The 20,773-nt window shown below is 49.2% G+C and carries 21 protein-coding genes; 7 read left to right on the top strand and 14 right to left on the bottom strand.

Translation table 11 applies throughout. The features are described from left to right. The first annotated feature begins 31 nt into the window (after window positions 1–31). Both HP401_RS08605 and HP401_RS08600 read left to right on the top strand, forming a co-directional pair. Window positions 32–538 (top strand): Gmad2 immunoglobulin-like domain-containing protein, encoded by a 507-nt coding sequence (locus HP401_RS08605; protein ID WP_173604737.1) that lies wholly within the window; start codon window positions 32–34, stop codon window positions 536–538. Window positions 539–899: 361 nt separating this feature from the next. Then, entirely contained in the window at window positions 900–1,646 is a 747-nt protein-coding gene (locus tag HP401_RS08600; protein ID WP_173604736.1) for a YwaF family protein, read from the top strand. 1 nt (window position 1,647) lies between these two features. On the opposite strand, the gene HP401_RS08595 is transcribed toward HP401_RS08600, so the two are convergent. Next, window positions 1,648–2,526 carry a LysR family transcriptional regulator gene (locus HP401_RS08595; RefSeq protein WP_173604735.1) on the bottom strand — a complete coding sequence of 293 codons (879 nt, stop codon included), beginning with the start codon at window positions 2,524–2,526 and terminating at the stop codon, window positions 1,648–1,650. A 145-nt stretch (window positions 2,527–2,671) separates the two neighbouring features. Between HP401_RS08595 and HP401_RS08590 the strand changes: the two genes are divergently transcribed. Beyond that, the gene (locus tag HP401_RS08590) at window positions 2,672–3,568 is read left to right on the top strand and encodes a DMT family transporter (protein ID WP_173604734.1); all 897 of its coding nucleotides are present in this window, start codon (window positions 2,672–2,674) and stop codon (window positions 3,566–3,568) included. Window positions 3,569–3,691: 123 nt separating this feature from the next. Then, on the top strand, window positions 3,692–4,165 hold the full coding sequence (locus tag HP401_RS08585) for an SRPBCC family protein (protein ID WP_173604733.1): 474 nt from the start codon (window positions 3,692–3,694) through the stop codon (window positions 4,163–4,165). An 88-nt stretch (window positions 4,166–4,253) separates the two neighbouring features. Here HP401_RS08585 and HP401_RS08580 read toward each other — a convergent pair whose 3' ends face one another. Next, window positions 4,254–5,852: an amidohydrolase gene (locus HP401_RS08580; RefSeq protein ID WP_173604732.1), complete on the bottom strand. Its 1,599-nt coding sequence runs from the start codon at window positions 5,850–5,852 to the stop codon at window positions 4,254–4,256. Between the two features lie 222 nt (window positions 5,853–6,074). On the opposite strand from HP401_RS08580, the gene HP401_RS08575 reads away from it, so the two are divergent. After that, window positions 6,075–7,385, top strand: coding sequence for an MFS transporter (locus HP401_RS08575; protein ID WP_173604731.1), 1,311 nt, complete (start codon window positions 6,075–6,077; stop codon window positions 7,383–7,385). Between the two features lie 174 nt (window positions 7,386–7,559). On the opposite strand, the gene HP401_RS08570 is transcribed toward HP401_RS08575, so the two are convergent. The 5 genes from HP401_RS08570 to HP401_RS08550 all read right to left on the bottom strand — a co-directional run bounded on the left by HP401_RS08570 (window position 7,560) and on the right by HP401_RS08550 (window position 11,121). After that, window positions 7,560–7,841, bottom strand: coding sequence for a hypothetical protein (locus tag HP401_RS08570; RefSeq protein ID WP_015891969.1), 282 nt, complete (start codon window positions 7,839–7,841; stop codon window positions 7,560–7,562). Between the two features lie 281 nt (window positions 7,842–8,122). Next, window positions 8,123–8,473 carry a YolD-like family protein gene (locus HP401_RS08565; RefSeq protein WP_015891970.1) on the bottom strand — a complete coding sequence of 117 codons (351 nt, stop codon included), beginning with the start codon at window positions 8,471–8,473 and terminating at the stop codon, window positions 8,123–8,125. Beyond that, a complete protein-coding gene (locus HP401_RS08560) occupies window positions 8,470–8,841 on the bottom strand; it encodes a YhjD family protein (protein ID WP_173604730.1) in 372 nt (123 codons plus the stop codon). The genes HP401_RS08565 and HP401_RS08560 overlap by 4 nt, the downstream gene beginning before the upstream one ends. Next, complete coding sequence (locus HP401_RS08555) at window positions 8,838–10,079, bottom strand: DNA polymerase IV (RefSeq protein ID WP_173604729.1); 1,242 nt, start codon at window positions 10,077–10,079, stop codon at window positions 8,838–8,840. Before HP401_RS08555 ends, HP401_RS08560 begins: the two co-directional genes overlap by 4 nt. Before the next feature lie 172 nt (window positions 10,080–10,251). Beyond that, window positions 10,252–11,121 carry an AraC family transcriptional regulator gene (locus HP401_RS08550; protein WP_173604728.1) on the bottom strand — a complete coding sequence of 290 codons (870 nt, stop codon included), beginning with the start codon at window positions 11,119–11,121 and terminating at the stop codon, window positions 10,252–10,254. Window positions 11,122–11,241: 120 nt separating this feature from the next. On the opposite strand from HP401_RS08550, the gene HP401_RS08545 reads away from it, so the two are divergent. After that, window positions 11,242–11,604 carry a VOC family protein gene (locus HP401_RS08545; protein WP_173604727.1) on the top strand — a complete coding sequence of 121 codons (363 nt, stop codon included), beginning with the start codon at window positions 11,242–11,244 and terminating at the stop codon, window positions 11,602–11,604. A 5-nt stretch (window positions 11,605–11,609) separates the two neighbouring features. Beyond that, window positions 11,610–12,122 carry a GNAT family N-acetyltransferase gene (locus tag HP401_RS08540; protein WP_173604796.1) on the top strand — a complete coding sequence of 171 codons (513 nt, stop codon included), beginning with the start codon at window positions 11,610–11,612 and terminating at the stop codon, window positions 12,120–12,122. Here HP401_RS08540 and HP401_RS08535 read toward each other — a convergent pair. From HP401_RS08535 to HP401_RS08505, 7 genes are all read right to left on the bottom strand, one after another. After that, window positions 12,094–13,593: a hypothetical protein gene (locus HP401_RS08535; protein WP_173604797.1), complete on the bottom strand. Its 1,500-nt coding sequence runs from the start codon at window positions 13,591–13,593 to the stop codon at window positions 12,094–12,096. The genes HP401_RS08540 and HP401_RS08535 overlap by 29 nt on opposite strands. A gap of 154 nt (window positions 13,594–13,747) precedes the next feature. Then, complete coding sequence (gene recG / locus HP401_RS08530; RefSeq protein ID WP_173604726.1) at window positions 13,748–15,802, bottom strand: ATP-dependent DNA helicase RecG; 2,055 nt, start codon at window positions 15,800–15,802, stop codon at window positions 13,748–13,750. A 1-nt stretch (window position 15,803) separates the two neighbouring features. After that, window positions 15,804–16,688, bottom strand: a complete 885-nt coding sequence (sdaAA, locus tag HP401_RS08525; RefSeq protein ID WP_007728344.1) for an L-serine ammonia-lyase, iron-sulfur-dependent, subunit alpha — start codon at window positions 16,686–16,688, stop codon at window positions 15,804–15,806. A gap of 38 nt (window positions 16,689–16,726) precedes the next feature. Continuing rightward, window positions 16,727–17,392 (bottom strand): L-serine ammonia-lyase, iron-sulfur-dependent subunit beta, encoded by a 666-nt coding sequence (gene sdaAB / locus HP401_RS08520; protein ID WP_173604725.1) that lies wholly within the window; start codon window positions 17,390–17,392, stop codon window positions 16,727–16,729. 190 nt (window positions 17,393–17,582) lie between these two features. Next, on the bottom strand, window positions 17,583–18,074 hold the full coding sequence (locus HP401_RS08515; protein ID WP_309145117.1) for a hypothetical protein: 492 nt from the start codon (window positions 18,072–18,074) through the stop codon (window positions 17,583–17,585). A gap of 79 nt (window positions 18,075–18,153) precedes the next feature. Then, a complete protein-coding gene (locus HP401_RS08510; RefSeq protein ID WP_173604723.1) occupies window positions 18,154–19,011 on the bottom strand; it encodes a DegV family protein in 858 nt (285 codons plus the stop codon). Between the two features lie 47 nt (window positions 19,012–19,058). Further along, entirely contained in the window at window positions 19,059–20,765 is a 1,707-nt protein-coding gene (locus HP401_RS08505; protein ID WP_173604722.1) for a DAK2 domain-containing protein, read from the bottom strand. Window positions 20,766–20,773 lie beyond the last annotated feature (8 nt).

Here is a 20,773-nt window from a genome sequence, read left to right as displayed (position 1 = left end):
CATTTCATACCAGACAGAATCGAGGGATACCATGAAAAAAATGCTTTTGCTGCTGTTGACGATCGGCTTGCTGCAAGGATGCTCGAGTGGCACAGATAGCCCTTCCACTCCAACAGAACAACAGAAGCCACCTGTTGCAACGAAGCCCGAGACACCTGCTTCTGAGCCACCCGCAAGCACCCAACCTACAACGCCTGAAAAGCCACCAACGAATCAAACAGGTCAACAGGAGACTGTCTATGGCAATGATATTTTCCGCAATGTCACTGTGAAGAAAACCGCCCAAGACACGTTTGAAATCAAAGGACAGGCGAGCGTGTTCGAAGCTGTACTCAATTATGTCGTAGAAGATGGTCACAACGAGCTGACGCAAGGTTCCGTGCAGGCTTCTACTGCTGCTCCTGACTGGGGAGATTTTACCCATACACTGAAAGTGAAAAAAGCGGAACCGAACAGCACACTGACACTCATCTTGTTTGAAACAAGTATGAAAGACGGCAGCCGAAGAATGGAACTGATCATTCCTCTCCCGGAATAAGGCCTGCAAAAAATCAGACCCTCTCTATGAAAAGAGAGGGCCTGATTGAAAGGGTCTATTATTAGATAGCAGTAGACAGTCAGTTGCCGTATGCCTTGCTGTTACTTTTACTCGCCTTGTTCTTCCTTGAAGCATTCCATGCAGAGTGCACCATTGTTATCGATTTCATACTCGGTCAAGCGAGCTTGACAAGACTTGCATGTTTTTTCCGTGAGCACTAAGTTCAAGACTATATCTCCTCTCAATGATGTAAACTAGTCTATTTATATTATAACCAAAGATTTATATCAGAAAAACTTCTATCTGTTAAAATTTCGTGAATTTTCAAATATAAAAAATAATAAACAAAGAGGAGCCCATCATGACCTCACCCTATTTTTCACTTTTCCTGACAGGAGAGCCGTTTCGGCTGTTTTCCTCTTCTCACGTTATTACCTTGATTCTTGTGCTCTGTCTGGTCATGCTCACCTATTTATTTCGGCAAAAGCTCAAAGCCCCGACACATCGACTCACTACCCGTTACGTACTTGCAGGTGTCTTGCTTTTATCAGAGGTTTGTTATCAGCTTTGGCATGTTTATACCGAGAGCTGGACGGCTGCTTACACATTACCCTTGCAGCTATGTAGCGTGACTCTCCTGCTTTCTACCGTGATGCTGATGATGAGAAGCTACCGACTGTATGAGATTACGTTTTTTGCCGGGATAGGCGGCGCGATGCAGGCATTGCTTACCCCCGAGTTGTTTTATCCATTTCCGCATTTTCGCTTTGTGCATTTTTTTGTAGCCCACGCGGGAATCGTCCTTGCTTGCTTGTACATGACATGGGTAGAAGGCTACCGCCCGACAGTCCGTTCGATCTGGAAAACGATGGGCTTTTTAAACCTGCTTTTGCTCGTCGCACTTTTCGTCAACCAATGGACCGGTGGAAATTACTTATTTGTCTCGCGCAAACCGGACAATCCTAGTCTGATTGACTTTTTGGGTCCGTATCCGTGGTACATCGTTTCGTTGGAAGGAGTAGCTCTCGCGTTGTTTTTTTTGTTGTACCTGCCCTTTGTCCGAAAGCAGCCGCTGGCGAAGGAAGTCAAGAGCGATTTGTCTGTCTGAATTACGCTTGCTGTTCTTTCACCCAATCGGTTACACACTGCAAGAAGCGTTTGGCAGCCGGTGACTGCTTGGAAAAAGAGGTTGCTGCCACCCCCAGCGAACGGTAATGCTCCCCTTCCAGCGGAATCATCCGAATATTGGCTGGCAAGCGAAACAAAATCATTTCCGGGAGAATGCTGATCCCAAGCCCATTTTGCACCATGGCAATAATTGCGTGATCATCCCCTACTTCATATTTGATTCGCGGCTCAATCTGATACTGCGCCAACAAACGCTGTATATCATTGTCACAGCCCGTCTTCGGCATGATAAATGTCTCTTCGGCCAGTCGGCTAACATGCACCCGCTCCTCTTTGTAGAGCGGGTGTTCCTCTGTCACCAGCAAAAACATCTGATCCTTTTTTAAGGGAATCCATTCCAAATCCTCTGTTGTTGGTAAGGAGACGAAGCCAAAATCAATCTCTCCGGTTTGAATCCAGCTTTCAATTCCATCGTAATACCCTTCCATCAGCTTAATCTCGATCGCCGGATACTGGTCTTGGAACCGCTTGAGGATTCCTGGAAGCCATTGTGTTGATACACTCGTGAAGGTTCCAATTCTCACCGTCCCGACCTCCAACCCATTGATCGCAAACACCTCTTGTTTCATCCGCTCATGACAGCGCAAGGTCTCACGCATGTACGGAAGCAGTCGCTCCCCATTACTCGTAAGGCTGATACCTGACCGTCTTCTGGTCAAAAGCGAAAACCCAAATTCCCGTTCCAGACTCGCAATCGTATGGCTGATCGCTGATTGTGTTAGACCTAGTATTTCTCCAGCTTTAGTTAAGCTCCCTGACTCAATAACGGTGATCACTACCTCAAACTTGTTTAAACTCACCCTTCTTCGTCCCCTTTACATGAATCCGATTCATGAAAATCATCACAAACATTCATTTTTCTTATTCAAACGATACTCGTATACTGTTTATGGCGCAACACTGATTAGGACCCGCTTTTTCCCGGGCAAGGAGGCTTATTTCATCATGAAACCGCAAGTGAAAGCCGATTTGGCAATGATTTTGGTCACCCTGTTTTGGGGAACCTCGTATGTGTTTATGCAAATGGGATTAAAGGATTTGGAGACTTTCAATCTGATTGGTATCCGCTTTGGTATTGCTTTTCTACTGGCAGCCGCCTTGTTTCATAAACGATTACGTGGCACGAATCGAAAAACAATGCTTCATGCATTCATACTCGGCGCGCTCCTTTTCGGGGTTTTTGCCACCATCACGAACGGAGTGAAATCAACGACAGCTTCCCAAGCAGGTTTTCTCGTTAGCTTGACCGTTATCTTTGTTCCGCTCTTATCTATTCTTTTGCGAAACCGTCCGGAAAAAAGAGTCTTTATCGGTGCTGGACTGGCCATGATCGGTATCGGCCTGCTCACACTAAGCGCTGAATTTCGCATCAGCCAAGGAGACCTATTGTGCATCGCTGGTGCCCTCTTTTACGCTACACATATTACCGTAACAGGCCGATGGGCCAATCAATCGGATACGATCCAGTTGGGAATTTACCAGCTTGGCTTTACGGCGCTGCTGGGCATTGTTTTTTCATTTACACTGGAGACCCCAACATTACCGCAGACTACAGAGGCTTGGATCGCCGTGCTCGCCCTTAGCGTACTGTGCAGCGCAATTGGCTTTGTCGTTCAAACGGTGGCCCAAAAATATACGACGGCTACGCACACGGGTGTTATTTTTTCCTTGGAGCCAGTCTTCGCTGCCTTGTTTGCCTTCCTGGTCACAGGCGAAACACTGTCTCTACGCGGGTACATTGGCGCAGGTCTCGTTTTGATCAGTGTGCTGATTGCAGAAATCGATGTGAAGAGCTTGCTGCGCCCAAAGCAGCTGACAAAAAACCCGACTCACTTATCCTGAGTCGGGTTTTGCGTATGGGTCATGCAAGAGAGCAATCTGAAAGAAATCCATACCTGATTTATTTGCTATGATGGAAAAAATGAGTGTATCCTTGACGACACTACTTAGTATGGAGGGCTGGACATGAATCAAAACAATGAAGCAAATAAAATCGCAACGCAAGTAGGCGAATGCGAGATTGTGATCACCCGCGTATTTGATACTCCACGCGATCTTGTGTTTGATGCTTGGACGAAAGAGGAGAACCTGTCGAAGTGGTGGGGGCCTCGGGGTTTTACGATGACTTCAGAGAAGTTTGATCTAAAACCGGGCGGTACATGGCAGTTTATCATGCACGGTCCTGATGGCGTTGATTTTCCCAACACCAACGTCTTTGTCGAGGTCGTTCAACTTGAGCGAATCGTTTTCAAACATACTGTGTTTCCTCATTTTCTAGCGACAGCCATCTTTGAGGATCTGGATGGCAAGACCAAACTTACTTATCGCACCGTTTTTGAAGAAACTACGGCTGTATTCGATAAGGTGAAAACATACGCCGTTCCAGGTGCCGAACAGACCATGGATCGTCTTGAGGAGCATCTGGCAAGTATGTCTTAACAGTAGATCGTTCCATAAAACAGCGACATTCCAGGACTTTCCTTTCTTGTCCAGGGCTGCCGCTGCTCTGATTTTTCGGGTTATTTTTTCAAGACGTGTAGCACACTTTTCCACCAATGATGGTCATCATGACCTTTGTCGAGAGCAGCTCGTCTGGATCGATGGTAAACAGGTCTTTGGAATAGACGGTCAGATCCGCATATTTTCCTCGAGACAGCGTGCCTTTGACATGATCCTCGTTGGTCACCTGTGCACTGCCCAATGTAAACAGATGAATGGCTTCCTCCATCGTCAGTTTTTCTTGCGGGAAGTATCCATCGTGCGTTTCTCCCGGTGCTTTGCGCGTGACGGCTGCGTGTATCCCTAACAGCGGATCGATTGGTTCTACCGGTGTATCCGAGCCCGCCGCGCAAATGATTCCGTACTCCATCATCGTTTTCCAGATGTACGAGTGTTGAATCCGCTCCTGTCCTACCCGATCCATTACCCACGGGAAGTCTCCTGCGAGAAAACGCGGTTGGATATCTGCGATCCGATGAGGATGCTTCAAGCGTTCCAGCAGGTCCGGCCGCAGGATTTGTGTGTGTATGAGGCGATCCCGATAGGCGACTGCCGGAAACTGATCCAAGCTGTCCAGCACCATTTCCAGAGCTTTGTCGCCAATGGTGTGTACAGCAATAGGCATCCCGAGTCCACGTGCTTGTCGAACCAGCTCTGTCAGTTCGTCTTGCTCATGCACAGGATAACCGCTGGTACTCGGATCATCAGCGTACGGAGCTGACAGGTAAGCTGTCCTACGTCCTAATGCTCCATCTGCAAAAATTTTCACCGCACCGATTTGCACATGAGCGTTGCCGTAACCTGCCGTCATTTTTAAGTCGCGCAGCTCATGCATATGTGGATAGTAGACAAGCAGGTTACTGCGCAGCGCAAGCTCTTCACCATTAATGAGCTCATCATAGAGCCGATACGTTTGCGCAAGTCCGCCCAATTCACGCAAATCCTCCGTATGTGCCCCTGTCAATCCATGCGCCATTGCATAGCGAATCGAGCTGCGCAGGCTTTGCTTCAACTGATCGTAGTCAGGTCTTGGAATATGCTTCGTAATCAGGTTGGAGGCCGTTTCCAACAACATGCCCGTTGGCTTTCCACTCACAGGATCATGTACAATGACTCCCCCCGCTGGCACCTCTATGTCACGATGATAGCCACATAGCTCCAATGCCTTGCTGTTGACCAAATTTGCATGTCCACATATTCGTGCCAGAAGAATCGGGCAATGTGGAGCAACTTGATCAAGCTCGTCGATAGTAGGAATGCCGCCACCATCCGCGAATAAATTCTCATCCCAGCCGTAGCCTTGTATCCACGCATTTTCAGGTGTGGCTTGTGCTTTTTCTTTCAAGAGAAGCAGCATCTCGTCCTTGGAACGAGCTTTACTTAAATCCAGCTGCAAAAAGGTGAGACCGAGCCATCCCAAGTGCAGATGGCTGTCAATCAATCCCGGAGTAGCAGTATATCCTTGCAGATCTATGACGGTTGCATCACTGCCTCCGTATTGAAGAAGCATATCCGCATCGCTGCCCAAGTCATGCACAATTCCATCTCGAACGACTAATGCTTGTACGAACAAATGCTGGGAATCTCCTGTGTAAATGCGCCCATTTCTGAAAATGGTTATCGTCATCTCGTGACCTCTTTTCTGTTCGCTTCTGTATTTTTCGTATGCCTATCCCCTCTTAATTTGTTTGCTGCTAGTCTTTTTCCTCCCTAAAATGAAATAACGTTCAAAAAATTGCGACCTTCGCTTTTCTATTTGGGAAAACATGGTGTTTCATTGCTTCCCTGTTGAAAGCAGCAATGGTAGGGTACGTTATGTTCATGTCCTATTTTTACGCGGAGGGAACGTATGCAACAAAAAACAAAAAAACGCCTTCCATCCTTCCTTCAAATGCAGGAGTCCACTGGTCTAAAAATGACGCGCCATGAGCCTTCTGTGCAAAAGCCATCCGGTCGGCTGGACAATCAAGCCAAGCTGCTGCTCCTGGTCAACGCTGTATTTATTGCCGCCGGCTCCCTTTCTGGCACGTTTGTAAACGTCTATTTGTGGAAGGTAAAAAGTCAATTTGCACCGATCGCTTGGTTTACTTTTGCCGCCCATCTCGCGGGTGCTCTGACCTTCTGGCTTGCGGGCTGGTACGTGAAGCGTCTGAACAAAATGAATGTCCTGCGTGCCGGAATGGCCGTTTCTGCCCTTTTTTATTTGCTTGTTCTTCTGGCAGGTCCCAAAGCTGTCTCTTATGCCGTACCACTTGGGCTCGTTCAGGGTATAGCGAGTGGTTTTTTCTGGCTTTCGTTTAATGTGGTGTACTTCGAAATCACGAATGCCGATAACCGCGACCTTTTCAACGGTTGGGCAGGGTTGCTTGCTTCCATTGGCGGTATGCTCGCTCCATGGATATCGGGCTTGCTCATTACGCGGCTTCCGGGCAACAGCGGCTACTCCCTAATTTTCGGGATCTCTCTTGCCTTATTTGTCGTCGGCGTGTTCATCAGCTTTTTTCTAAAAAAACGTCAATCGGAAGGGACGTATTCCTGGAGCTTTTCCTTACGTTGTTTGCGAGAGGAGCCCGAGTGGCGCTGGGCGGCAGGGGCTTTGGCTGGTCAAGGACTCCGTGAAGGTGTATTCGGCTTTGTGATCGGTCTACTCGTCTACATTTCCACGAGAAGCGAGATGACTCTCGGCAACTACTGGTTGACTACATCTGCTGTCGGACTTGTGAGCTACTTTCTGATCGCCAAATGGTTCGCTCCTCGCTATCGCAAGTGGGGAATGCTCACTGGCTCTGTCATCATGTGGGGGATTCTCTTCGTATTTTTTTGGCAGGTGAGCTTTACGACTCTGCTTATTTTCGGGATTGCCGTGTCCATCGCTTATCCGCTGTTTTCTGTGCCCATGCTCTCCACGATTTTTGATCTGATTGGCACGAACGAAGAGAGCGCACGCAATCGGGTCGAGTATGTCGTGCTCCGAGAGTTTGCTCTGGACGTTGGTCGGCTGGTGGGGATCTTGATCTTTCTACTAGTAACTTCCTTGAGCGTCTCTCCTCTTACACTGAACTGGTTGATTCTGTGTATCGGAATTGGCCCACTCATCGCGTGGGTGTGCATGACCAAGCTATTCCGTCACGTCCCTTCGACTAAAAAAGCAGACAACTGAACGAAGTTTGCGCCCATACCTAAACAAAACCCGCTTTAGCTGACTTTCCTAGCGGGTTTTGTCACTGATACTGATGTCCACCTTTATGAAAAACGTCGAGACGTTTTTCACACAAAAAAACCTTTCCGACTTGGAAGCTTGCTCCTACAGGAAAGGTTGCGTTGTTTTTTACGATTATGGTTGGACTACTTTTTCTTTCGCTTTCGTTACGATGTGGTGACCGAGCGGCAAGCCACGCTGCTCCAGCTCATTAGCTGTCACAATATGGAGCGTCTCACTTTTACACGGCATGGGCATCAATCCGCCCAATGGACTCATCACTCTTCCGATCGTGTCTGTCTCAATGAGCACGTACAGGCCTTTTTCCTCCAATTGTTGCATGAATTCTCCCCAACGCTTGGAAGTAATCTGATCGGCGTGCTTGGTGAATATGACACCCATTTCTTGTGCTAGCATGTAAAATCTCCTTTGTTCTATCCGTCAAATATATGCTTCAAAAGATAATCTAACAATACAGGGAAACCTCCCTTCTGGCAAAATCCGTGTAAGCCAAAAAAACACGAAAAACGGCTGTTTTTGACCGCTTTTCGTTTCAGGAATCTCACATCTTCCTCGCACACACCGTTTCAACGCGGCACGCTGTTTTTTGCCGCTTGCTTTTGAAAAAGGGGCCTATTTTTGCCGATTTCTTGAGTAATTCTCATGTCTTGCCCATCATGTACCTGTATTTCCTCGATTTAGAAGCTCGCTGCCAGCTCCACATGCAGCAGTCGGGCAAAAGGAACCCAGTGAATATCGGAGCCTGCCCGAAGCTTGAGGCGTCTTGCCGCTTGATCAATATGGATAATGTGGGCAGACAGACGTCGCGGCTCTCGCCCGTCATAATAGGTCAACGTCAGGATGCTCTCTGTCTGGAACGCCTGCCATACCAGTTCGCTCAAGGCGCTGAGCTGCTCCTGATCCAGCTCGGGTGGTACATAGCGGCGCTCTTCTTCCTTGATGCGCAAATACATTTCCCGATGCTCCGGCAGCACAAACCGACTGGCCACGAATACATTTTCCTTTTTGGACACGCGTTTTTCCCTCATTGCTTGCTCTCTCCTCGCTGTTCATATCGGGTCCACAAATGGACGAGCTCTTGACACTCTGCCCGCAATACCTCAATCGTATAGATCGCTTCTCGCGCATACCCGCGTTGTCGATAGTGGACGACATACATATGTCCCTGACGTCGTGAACTGACGACCGTGCACCCTCTCTGCTGCAGGATGCGACGTAGCTGGTGATGCTGCCGCTCCGCCCACCGCGAGAGCTCATCGAACATCATCTGATAAGAAAACTTCAACGGCACAATCCGTATCTGCCCCAGATCGGCCATGACTGCCCGAAACAAAATGCCAAATAAAATATACTGGCGTATCAATTCCTGCTCGTCAGACACCATCGGCTCCGTCACTTGTAGTGTCCTCCGATCTTACGCGCGCGCTCTTTCGCCTGTCCCGCTTCCAACACAGAGGCGGCGCGCAGGATGGCGTCCTGACCGTATCGGCTCCGGATATCATCCATTGCTTGTGCCAACGAACGCCGCTTGTGATTGTCCGTAAAAAGATTGAGTTGTACCACGTTGTCAGGGACAAGCTGCCCCAGATTGACCCCAATACTGCGGACGGGCGTTTCCTGCCAATGACGGTCAAACAGAAAGCAAGTCGCTTCGTACAAAGTCATGGCATCATTCGTCTGTTCCGTGAGCTTCATCTGCCGTCCAAAGCCCGTTCCAGCAGCCAAATCGGCCCCACGACAGCCCACAGACAGAACGGAGCCCATCAGCTCTTTTTTCCGCGCCCGACGGCACACTTCTTCGCACAGCTCTAAAAGCACCACTTTGATTTCCGCTGCTGTATGGTAATCCCGCGGCAACGTCATGTGATGACCGATCCCTTTTTGCGAATCATAGGAATCCAAAGCCACGGGTGAATCGTCGATTCCGTGAGCCGTGCGCCACAGCACTTCCCCGTTCACTCCCCAATGTCGGGTGAGGATGGCTGGCCTCATATCTGCAAGCTGCCCGATCTGATAGACGCCCATTCGATGAAAATGCCGCTTCATGCGTGAGCCTACTCCGAACAGCTTTTCAATCGGAAGCTTCCAAAGCGTATCCGCTAACGTTTCCCGCTTGAGCCAAAAAACGCCTTCTTCCCGTTTCTTGGCGAAATTATCGCAGGCCATCTTGGCCAGTACCTTGTTCTCTCCGATGCCTACCCGACAGTTGATTCCCGTCTCCATCCAAACGCGCTGCCGAATCTGTGCAGCCATCTGCAACGGATCACCAAACAGGTGGACGCTGCCTGTCACGTCGAGAAACTGCTCATCGATCGAGTACGGCTCCACCTTGTCAGTAAATGCCTCGAATATGCGAGTGATTTGCATGGAGATGCGAATGTACATCTCCATGCGCGGCCGAACAACGACGAGCTGGCGACACTTCTGCTGCGCCTGCCACAGCGCTTCGGCCGCGACCACTCCGTATGACTTGGCAATCGGGCACGCTGCCAGCACGACTCCGCTACGCCGCTCTGGATCACCTGCGACGACAATCGGTTTGTTTCGCAGCTCTGGATTGGCCCCTTTCTCGATACTGGCATAAAAGCTCTGCATGTCGATCAAAAACACGATCCGCTTGTTCGCATTGGACACACGATCATCCCCTAAATAAGAACTTATGTTCTCTTGTTTCTTTGTTCTTATTATAACAAACAAACGTTCGCTTTTATGCCTGTCTCGCGCAAAAAAAAGTTGGTAATTATTTCTTTCCAGATAAGCACACGTCGGTAGGTGTTCCGCAAACGAGAGCGAATCCAATAAGGGGTTACTTTTTCACGACAGGAATCCAAATTTCGCTTCGAAATGTTGATGATGAAGTGTCTTTGCTTTCGTTCCACAAAATCTCAGGACCCTCAGCCTGTTCATAACCGGAGGATAAAAACCATTCCGAATAAATCCGGGCCCAGATATCTTGCAGCGTATCAGGAAAAGGACCCACTGCTTCGAAAACCGCCCAGGTGGAAGCAGGAACTTCAAGTACTGCCCAATTGTCTGGATAAGCTTTTGTAGTAGCTACGCCGATATAGTGATCGAGCTCGCCATATTCCAGCCGACCTTCTGAAAAGTTCGTGGACGCACTGATCAGTCCAAGTGGTTCGACATCGGATAGCGATTTTAGTTGCTGAATCATCTCCATATCTAATGAAGCCCACATGGCCGCAATCTCTGGATTGCCTCCACGATAAATCAGCGGAACTCTTTTTTTCAGACCCACAATGCGAAATGCCTCTTTTTCTTCCATACGGTAGTTCATGGCACTGCCTCCTTTAATGGATAGATGAAAGGTCATTCGCGGATAAGCCTTCAAGGAATGGCCGATGTGTCTGGCTTCTGTCGGAGTGACTCCATGCACATTCTGAAAAGCTCTGGCAAAGGAATCAGCCGATCCGTATCCGTATTTGATCGCAATGTCAATGACACGCTCGTTGCTGTCCGCAAGCTCAAAAGCTGCAAGCGTAATGCGTCGGCGCCGGATGTACTCGGATAGCGGAACACCAGCGAGAAAAGAAAACAGCCTTTTGAAGTGATACTCGGAGCAGCAAGCCACCTTGGCGATTTCTTTATAGTCAATCTCGCTTGTCAAATGGTCTTCGATGTAGTCCAGAGCCTCATTCAGCTTCACAAGCAAATCCATGGTAATGACCTCCCTTTCTCCCTTAGAATAGCAGATGCAAAATCGGGCGATCCGACATTTCGTGCACGATTATGACGGGTCGACCTTGTAAAAACGACTATGGAAAGGAGCTTCATCCCAATGACAACGACTTCCCCTCTACTCCCCCAAATCGGAGCTATTTTTGTAGCCGTCAGCGACATTGAGCGCGCACGCGACTGGTACTGCCGTCTCTTGGGCATTCCCGCAGACGGTGAAATTATGTTCGGGCATATATACTGCATTCCTTTACAAAGCGGACTGACGCTCGTTCTGGATAGCAAAATCTTTCCGAAGCGCATCACAGATGATGCCCCCTTGTTTCATTTCAACACACAGGATATCGAAGCCTCTTATGCATTTCTCAAAGAGAGCGGAGTTGAAGTCGTCACTCCTATCCAGCATGGCCACTGGTTCAACTTCCGCGATCCCGACGGCAATCTGATCATGGTAAGCCAATGTTAAAGGGCATAACCATCCACTTGCGCCGCACGACACCGGCAGACATTCCATTCGTATGCGAAGTAGAAAATGCGCCAGAGAATACCCCGTTCATTATTCCGTGGAGCGAAGATCAGCACCATAACGCTCTTGGCGACCCGGACATCCTCCATATGATCGCCGAAAAAAAAGAAACAGGCCACCCCGTCGGCTACGTTATCATCGCCGGGCTGACCAATCCTCATCAAAGTATTGAGCTCATTCGTATTACAATCGCAGTGAAGGGAGAGGGCTACGGACGCAACATCCTGCGTCAGATCAAGCATTGGGCATTCATCGAACAAAAAGCCCATCGCCTCTGGCTGGATGTAAAAGAAACGAACGACCGCGCCCGCGGCCTTTACCTATCGGAAGGGTTTCACATAGAGGGCACCTTACGCGATTGCCTGAAATCGGGCGATACTTACGAATCCTTGATCATTTTATCGATGCTGGCAACGGAATATGACGCGCCTAAGGGGCAAATGCGTCCGGAGTCGTGACATACAGCCATTTGCCGTCGTTGCTCGCTCCCAAAATCGATACGCTTGCTGGCAGTCCCTTCACCAGCACAGCTTGTTGCTTACGATCGGCATCGAACAGGAAGAGCGACGACACAGAGTCTGTTCCTTGCTCAGCTTTTTCCCAATCGATATAAACCAAATGGTGAGTGCCTGGAATCCATATCGCTTCTGGCTTCATTTCCATCAGTTTGACGTCGCCCTTAAACACCCCTGCATTCCAATACATTTGATAGGCGCCATCTGTCGACTGGATATAGCCAGACCAAGCTTCTTTGGGAACGGGTGGATTCCAGCTGATCACTTTGCCTGACTGCCAATCGTAGCGTTGACGAAGCTCTTCAAAGCTATCTTCCTCTGTTCTCATTTCAAACGTCGCGTAACGTCCATCATCCATAAAACGGACGGGCTGGACTTGCCCATTCATCTCATCTGTTGGAACCCATCCTTTGATGACACCTGGGAAGCGCCGTTCTTTTCCAGTCACCAAATCGTACACGACCAGATCGAGATCTTTTTTCTGTTCAGTCTTGCCTACTGCCATCAAAACATGCTTGCGATCATGGCTAAAGCTGGCTCCATGTACGTATCCATCTACCTTAACACGAGTGGCAAACTCGCTTTTCGGTACCTCTGTCCCTTTCGGTGGATGAGCGAAAAAGAAGCCGCGACGATCTGCCATGAAGTCGCCTGCGCCACTATAGTTGTCAGTGAGCTCCACTGGATAAGCAGTCAGTACTTTTGTCTGTGTGTCATAAATCGAGTACAGCATGGGGAAACGGGCATCGCACTCACAATATTCTGTAAATCGCTCCAGCAACACATACCGTTCCAGAGAGTCGATAAACTCCATGGGAGTCCTGACGGCAAAGTCCGTCATTTTTTCTTTCACCTTGCCATCGACTGAGACTCGCCAAATCTGAGCGGGAGCAAACACCACCGCCGAGAAATTGTTCGTATCGTCAAACACGGTTCCCTTTACCGTCTTCGCTCCTGCTACGTTTACAACATACTCCGTCCAGCTTCTGTCTTTGGCAAGCGAATCAGGAAGGGTAGCCAGCATTTGCAGTTGGCGATCGTGCACCCAGTGAAACGTAAAAATCGGCTCCACGAATCCCAAGTTCTCTTTTTTGGTCTCTTCCTGAGCATTTTTGCGGATAGCTGCTTCGACTGTTCCACGGTTCACGGCTTCTTTAAAAAAGAAGGTGTAAGCCTGTGGTGCAGGTCCCACGACCGTTCTTCGAGGAGAGCGGAGCTGTGGAGCATCGTTTAGCTGAATGACCACGTCTTCTTTCATCGCGGCGTAGTCGTAAGGCAGTTCCTTTTGCTTCCATTCCTTTGTCGTTTGGCTGGTCGTATGGGATGGGCCAGTCTGAGCAATCCGACTGTCCGTGGAAGTTGCTTGCGCGAAGTCGGATCCTGTCAAAATAATCAATGCGAACACAATGGACATACTCATTCCCCGAATTTTTCGCAAAGACAAAAAACTCACCTCGCTTCCTAGAAAAATTTACCTTACAGAGGATAGACGTCGAATGCCAGCTTAAGGTTTCACCCCCCAATAGAAAAAGCCTCCCCACCTCTTGAAGTGGGAAGGCCTGCCTTTCTTAATCGAAGACGACACCGTCCAGTACGCCCTCATTCTTCAAATAGTCACGCAGCCAGTGATACTTTTCGTCCCGCCAGAAAGAATCCTCTGCTACCAGCTTGACAGTCTCCTGTCTCGCTACCTCCAACGCTTTGTAATCACTTAATAAATCAGCGACTTTAAACTCTGGCAAGCCGCTCTGCTTGGTTCCGAAAAAATCACCCGGTCCGCGCAATTCCAAATCGCGCTGCGACAGCTCAAATCCATCCGTCGTCTCGCACATGACACGCATCCGCTCTTTTCCGATCTCGGATTTCGGGTCAGCGATCAGCACACAATACGACTGTTCAGAGCCACGTCCTACGCGCCCACGCAATTGGTGAAGCTGAGCAAGACCAAACCGCTCTGCATCATAAATCACCATATAGGTGGCATTCGGAACATTCACACCGACCTCTACGACCGTTGTACTGACCAGGACAGCGTGCTCTGCGGCAAGGAAGGCTTGCATGACGGCATCCTTTTCCTTCGCTGGTAGTCGCCCATGCATCAAGCCTACGCCGAATTCAGGGAAAATGTGTGTGAGCTGAGCATGTACATCAATGGCATTTTGCACATCGAGCTTTTCGGATTCCTCAATAAGCGGACAAATAACGTAGGCCTGTCGTCCTTTGCGCAGCTCGTCCCGCATCTGCTCCAACACAGCCGGAAACTGATCATGCTTTTTCCATGTCGTCTCAATCGGTTTGCGCCCCGCAGGCATTTGATCAATCGTCGAGACGTCCATGTCACCAAATGCCGTAATCGCCAGTGTTCTCGGAATTGGCGTTGCAGTCATGAACAAGACATCAGGCGACAAGCCTTTATTCCGTAAAATTCGCCGTTGCTCCACACCAAATCGGTGCTGCTCGTCCGTAATGACGAGGCCAAGACGGGAGAAAAACACATCCTCCTGAATGAGCGCATGGGTACCAACTACGACATCGATTAACCCCATTTGCAGAGAGCCGATGACTTCGCGTCTACGTTTCGCCGTCAGTGAGCCTGACAAGAGCGCGACCTGAATGCCGTAATCGGACAAAAGCTTCGTCAACGACTGTACATGCTGCTCGGCGAGAATCTCCGTCGGTACCATCAGCGCTCCCTGATAACCTGCTTTCACCGCAGCAATCAGCGCAATGGCAGCTACGACGGTTTTCCCCGAGCCTACGTCCCCTTGCAGCAAACGATTCATCGCATGAGGTGCCCGCATGTCATCCAAAATTTCTTTTACGACTCGTTTCTGGGCATCTGTTAACGGGAACGGTAAGCCTTTGACAAATTCCCGTACCTCTTCCATCGGAATCGCCAGTGCAACGCCTTCCGTTTGCTGCCGATTAATCCTGCGCAATGTTTGCATTTTCAATTGGAATAAGAAAAGTTCCTCGAACATAATCCGTCGCCGCGCTTGACGACCATCTTCCGCATTTTCAGGAAAATGAATCGAATGAAAGGCATGAATCCGCGGCATCAGTCGGTAGCGCTCCACGATATCCGCAGGAAGGATTTCAGGAATTTCCTTTCCGTACTGGCGCAACGCCAGTTGAATGGTTTTGCGCAGCAGTGTATGCGTCACATCGCCGCCAAGTGGATAGACAGGGGCGAGCTCGCCTCGTTTTGTCGCACGTTCGGAGTCTACCTCTGTCATTTCGCTCACAGTTATCTGCAGCTTGTGCTTATCCCATTTTCCTGTGACGAGTATTTCCTTGCCTGGCGACAGTCTGCTTTTGACAAATGTCTGATTGAACCAGACAGCCGTCACTACGACACGGTCCATGACAACCTTGACGGACAGTCGTGATTTTCTTTTACCATAAAAACGAACAGAGGGTTCGCCGTACACCGTACCTGCCAGCGTGACCCTCTCTCCGTCTTTTACTTCTGTCAAATCGCGCACACGGTAATCTTCATAGCGAGACGGGAAATACTCCAGCAAATCACCAATGCTGTTGATTCCCAGTCCTGCAAATGCCTTCGCCCGCTCTTCCCCTACCCCGTGCAAAAGGGAGACGGGCGATTGATATGCACCAGCCATCTTACTTCTCCATCCGTACGCCGAACACTTTGGCTTCGATCATGCGGCCCGTTTGCGTAGCAGCAAGACCACCCTGTGCGGTTTCCTTCAGCGTAGTCGGCATGGCGCAGCCGATTCGGTACATGGCCTCGATGACTTCATCTGTCGGGATCACGCTCTTGATGCCTGCCATTGCCATATCTGCGGCTACCGTCGCAATCGCTGCTCCCATCGCATTTCGTTTCACACATGGTACTTCAACCAGTCCGGCTACGGGGTCACAGACCAGACCGAGCATATTTTTCAATGCGATCGCCACTGCTTGGGCAGATTCCTCAGGCGTACCGCCAGCCATTTCTACAATCGCCGCAGCAGCCATAGCTGTTGCAGAGCCTACCTCTGCCTGGCAACCACCCGCAGCACCCGAAATAAACGCGTTATTGGCAATGCAATACCCGATAGCACCTGCCGTGAACAAATAGTTAACCATTTCCTCACGGGTCGGCTGTAGCTTGTCAGATACGGCAAACAGCGTCCCTGGTACAATGCCGCATGCTCCTGCTGTAGGCGTTGCGACAATCGTACCCATTGCTGCGTTTACTTCGTTCACCGCCACAGACATCGAGACAGCATTCAAAAGTGTAGGACCGGACAAAAATGTCTTGGTCTCCATATATGTTTGCAGCTTCTTCGCATCGCCGCCCGTCAATCCGCTATGCGAGCGAATATCTTCGGTAAGCCCGCGACGCACTGCTTTTTCCATCACATCGAGGTTGGCGTACATATCTTGCATAATGGCATCCCGACTGCGCTGGGAAACTTCCATCTCTGCTTCAATCATCACCTCGGAGATCTTCTTCCCCTGGGATTCGGCCAGCTCAACTAGTTCAGCCACATTACGAAACATCTGGTTGTTCACTCCTCTAATCCTGCTCGTCCTTTTGCTTAGTTCAATGCGAGCAGGGATACGTCAAAGATATGGGGAATTTGACGAATTTCCTCCAGGACTTCCGGAGAGATCGTCGAATCTGTTTCGATTGCCATCAAAGCACGCGAACCGCGTGTGTGTCGAGACACTTCCATGAGTCCCACATTAATGTTGTGCTCCGTCAGTACCTTTGCCACAGCCGCAATCATCCCAAAGCGATCTTCATGTAAAACCAAGAGCGTCGGTGTATCGAAGCCCAACTGAAAGGAAAACCCATTCACTTCCAACACTTCGATTTTCCCGCCACCAATGGAAACACCCACGATTTCGATCTGATGCTCATCATCAGACAGCTTGATCCGCGCCGTGTTCGGGTGCTCTGTCAAAACATCAGAAGTGGACAACTCCACTTGCATGCCAGCTTTTTCTGCAATCACCAGCGAATTTTTCAGACGCAAATCCGACGTGTCAAAGTCAAGAATTCCTGCCACTGTCGCCACATCAGAACCATGTCCTTGATACGTTTTTGCAAATGAGCCGTAAAAAACAATTTCTGCTCGCAAAGGCATTCTGCCAAACAGCTTGCGAGCCACACGACCGATACGAGCTGCACCAGCCGTATGGGAGCTAGATGGCCCAACCATGATTGGACCGATAATATCAAATACGCTTTTGTATTTCAACCGGTTCTCCTCCTGAATCACAAGGGGTTCAACAAGATTCACTTTCATTGTATCCTACAGCCTTTGAAAGCGCTACAGAGGAAACTGTACGTAAGGCAATCATAATCGTTTTACGCAGACAACATGCGGACAAATCAGGATAAATGAAAAAACTCCCAGTGAAAAAAAGGGATCCCATGACCAGCATGTTTTATTTCTTTGGAAGTGAAGTTAGGAATACCTTTACGGGATCTGGTTCTCGGACGAAATCTGCTTGAACATCATTTCCTTCGTTTGCTGTTTCTCTTATTGGAATTCCATCATGATAAGGGAAGTGAATAAACTCGTTAATGATTGGTTCAAGCTCATCAAGGATTTCAATCTTTCCGCTAAAAGGGAGTCTTTCATGAATCTGGGAGATAAGATTAAATCTTAGTTGCGAAGCCTGCCAATCGAACCAAACATATAACAACATTCCATGATCACTATTTGATTTTAAAATTTGCTGTTGTCTATTCTCTACTACTTTATGGAAAAAGTTCATGAAATCAGAAACAGTCAACTGACTAGCTAACTGCATACTTAAAGAAATAGACCACTTATTAGCAGAAATTTCTTTGTTCAAATCATCTACATGACTGCCAATAAATAGAGAGTCATACACAATATCCTCCAACTCGATAAGGAAATCATCCTTATTCACCAAAACCTCCCCCTTATTTTTCACGTATAAAAAAGAAGCCCCCTGCCTCAGGGAAGCTCCTCTCCATACCATATATGCCTTACCTGTCTTTTACCATGACGATCCCGAGTAGACCTGGACCTGTATGCGTACCGATTACGGGACCAATCTCTTCCAACCAAGAGTCCGTTACCGAAAACTCTTGCTTGAGTCGCTCCAAGAGCTCAGCCGCTTGATCTGGAACACTGCTGTGCAGTACAGCGATTTTCACAGGCTCACCTTGCGCGTATTCCTGCAACGCTTCAAATACGCGATTCAGAGCTTTCTTCGTCCCTCGTACCTTGTCAAAAGCAGACACGTACCCGGCAGGATCCAGCGTCAAAATCGGCTTGATATTCAAGAGCGAACCGATGACGGCAGATGCTTTGCCAATTCGACCGCCTTTTTGCAGGAACTCCAGCGTATCCACAATAAAGTATACCTGCACATCATCCAAATAACGATCAATCTGATCCAGAATTTGTTCCTTGTTCTTGCCTGCTTGAGCGGCTTTGGCAGCCTCCACACAGATCATTCCATGAACAAACGAAGCTTTGCGAGAATCGATCACCGTAATGTCGATATTTTCGTCCAACATCGACTTGGCGATCATCGCTGATTGATACGTCCCCGATAAGGAACCAGATAAAAGTATGGCAATGATTTGCACGTCCTTGCCATATTTCTCATGGATCCCTTTGTACGCTTCGGCAAATTCAAGCGGAGACGGCTGCGAGGTCGTCGGCATCACGCTCGATTGCTTCAGCTTATCGAAAAACTCCGAAGACGAGATAGTGACTGCGTCCACATACGTTTCCGCCCCAAACATGATTTTCAACGGGACGGCCACGATCCCCAATGACTGCCTGACAGCTGCATCGATATCAGACGCACTGTCGGTAAGAATCACAATTGGCATTCTCGATCGCTCCTCTCCCTATTCATTCGTGTTCAAAAAATTGGCTTTTACTCGACAGAAAAAATGAATGGATACAACGGTTGACCGCCTGCCTGGATCTCAACTTCCACATCCGGGAATGGATCGGACAATGCTTTTTCCAAAGCATGAGCCTGATCTTCTGTCGCATCTTCTCCTAAGAATATCGTAATGATTTCGGAGTCTTCATCCACCATTCCCAAGAGCAGCGTCGTGGCGCAAGCTAACAAGTCAGGACCTGCTGTGACGATTTCTTTCTCAGCCATGCCGATAAAATCGCCTTCTTTGATTTGTACCTCACCCATTTGTGTGTCGCGAACCGCGTGGGTCACCATCCCTGTTTTCACCTGAGCAATCGCCTTCGTCATCGCTTGCACGTTCGCTTCTGGTTCAACATCCACGCGGAAGCTGATCAGTGCTGCCAATCCCTGTGGAATGCTCTTCGTCGGTATGACAGAAACAGGAACTTCAGCGAGCTCGGAAGCCTGCTGTGCTGCCATGATGATATTGCTGTTGTTTGGCAGGATGATGATGTGCTGGGCATTCAGTCCCGCGACGGCCTTCATGAAGTCCTCTGTGCTCGGGTTCATCGTTTGGCCGCCCTCTACTACCACATGCACACCCATGCTGCGCAGAATCGTAGCGATCCCCTCACCAGCAGCTACCGCGATCAATCCGTAAGGAAGCAGGTCTGCAACAGGTTGAGCAGCTGTTTCTGGCTTCGCCTGTCCTTTGCTCTCTTCCGCTTTGAGAATGTTCGCATGCTGCTCGCGCATGTTTTCTATCTTCAATCGATGCAGGCTACCGAATTGCTGAGCGTACTGCAGGACGCTTCCCGGATGCTCTGCATGAATATGTACCTTGACCACTTCATCATCAGAGACGACGAGCAGTGAATCGCCCATCGTATCCAGATGGTTGCGGAACAGCGCTTCTGAGAACGTTTTTTTGTTCGGCTCGGTGCTATGCGCGACATGAACCATAAACTCCGTACAGTACCCGTACGTGATGTCTTCCGTTTTCATGTGGATTTGCGCATTATGCTGCTCGGAAATGAGCTTGTCCAGCTCTTGCTGACCGATTTTGGGTACTGAACGCTCACGATCAGCAGATAGCTCCTCCCCGCGCAATGCTCGCAAAAACCCTTCATAAATAAACAAGAGACCTTGTCCACCTGAGTCGACTACGCCCACTTCTTTTAGAACAGGCAGCATTTCCGGCGTACGCAATAGCGTAGTTTGTGCCTGCTCGTATGTTTTTTCCATGACAGAGATAATATCATCTGACGTGCGCGCTGCACGCACAGCCATCTCCGCCGCTTCACGGGCAACAGTCAAAATCGTGCCTTCTACCGGCTTCATCACTGCTTGATACGCAGAGTCAACACCAGCTTTCAAGGCATCGGCAAACTGACGGGCGTTAACCTCATCTTTTCCATTGACTGATTTGCTGAAGCCACGGAATAACTGGGACAAAATCACGCCGGAGTTACCGCGCGCGCCCATTAACAGACCTTTTGCCAAAGCAGCTGCCGATTCAGTGATTCGGGGGGATTCTTTTCGAGTTAGCTCCTCCACACCGGAAGAGAAAGTCAAATTCATGTTTGTCCCCGTATCGCCATCCGGCACAGGAAAGACGTTTAATCCATCCACTACTCTGACGTTGTCGGATAAAAGGTTCGCCCCCAGGTAAACCATCCGGCTAAACAGCACGCCATCTAGACGCGTATGTACCAACTGATGTT

The sequence above is a fragment of the Brevibacillus sp. HB2.2 genome, from assembly GCF_013284275.1.
GTDB classification, from domain to species: Bacteria; Bacillota; Bacilli; order Brevibacillales; family Brevibacillaceae; genus Brevibacillus; species Brevibacillus brevis_D.
Note: the sequence above shows the minus strand (reverse complement) of the source record. Positions and strands in the feature narration are given on the sequence as shown.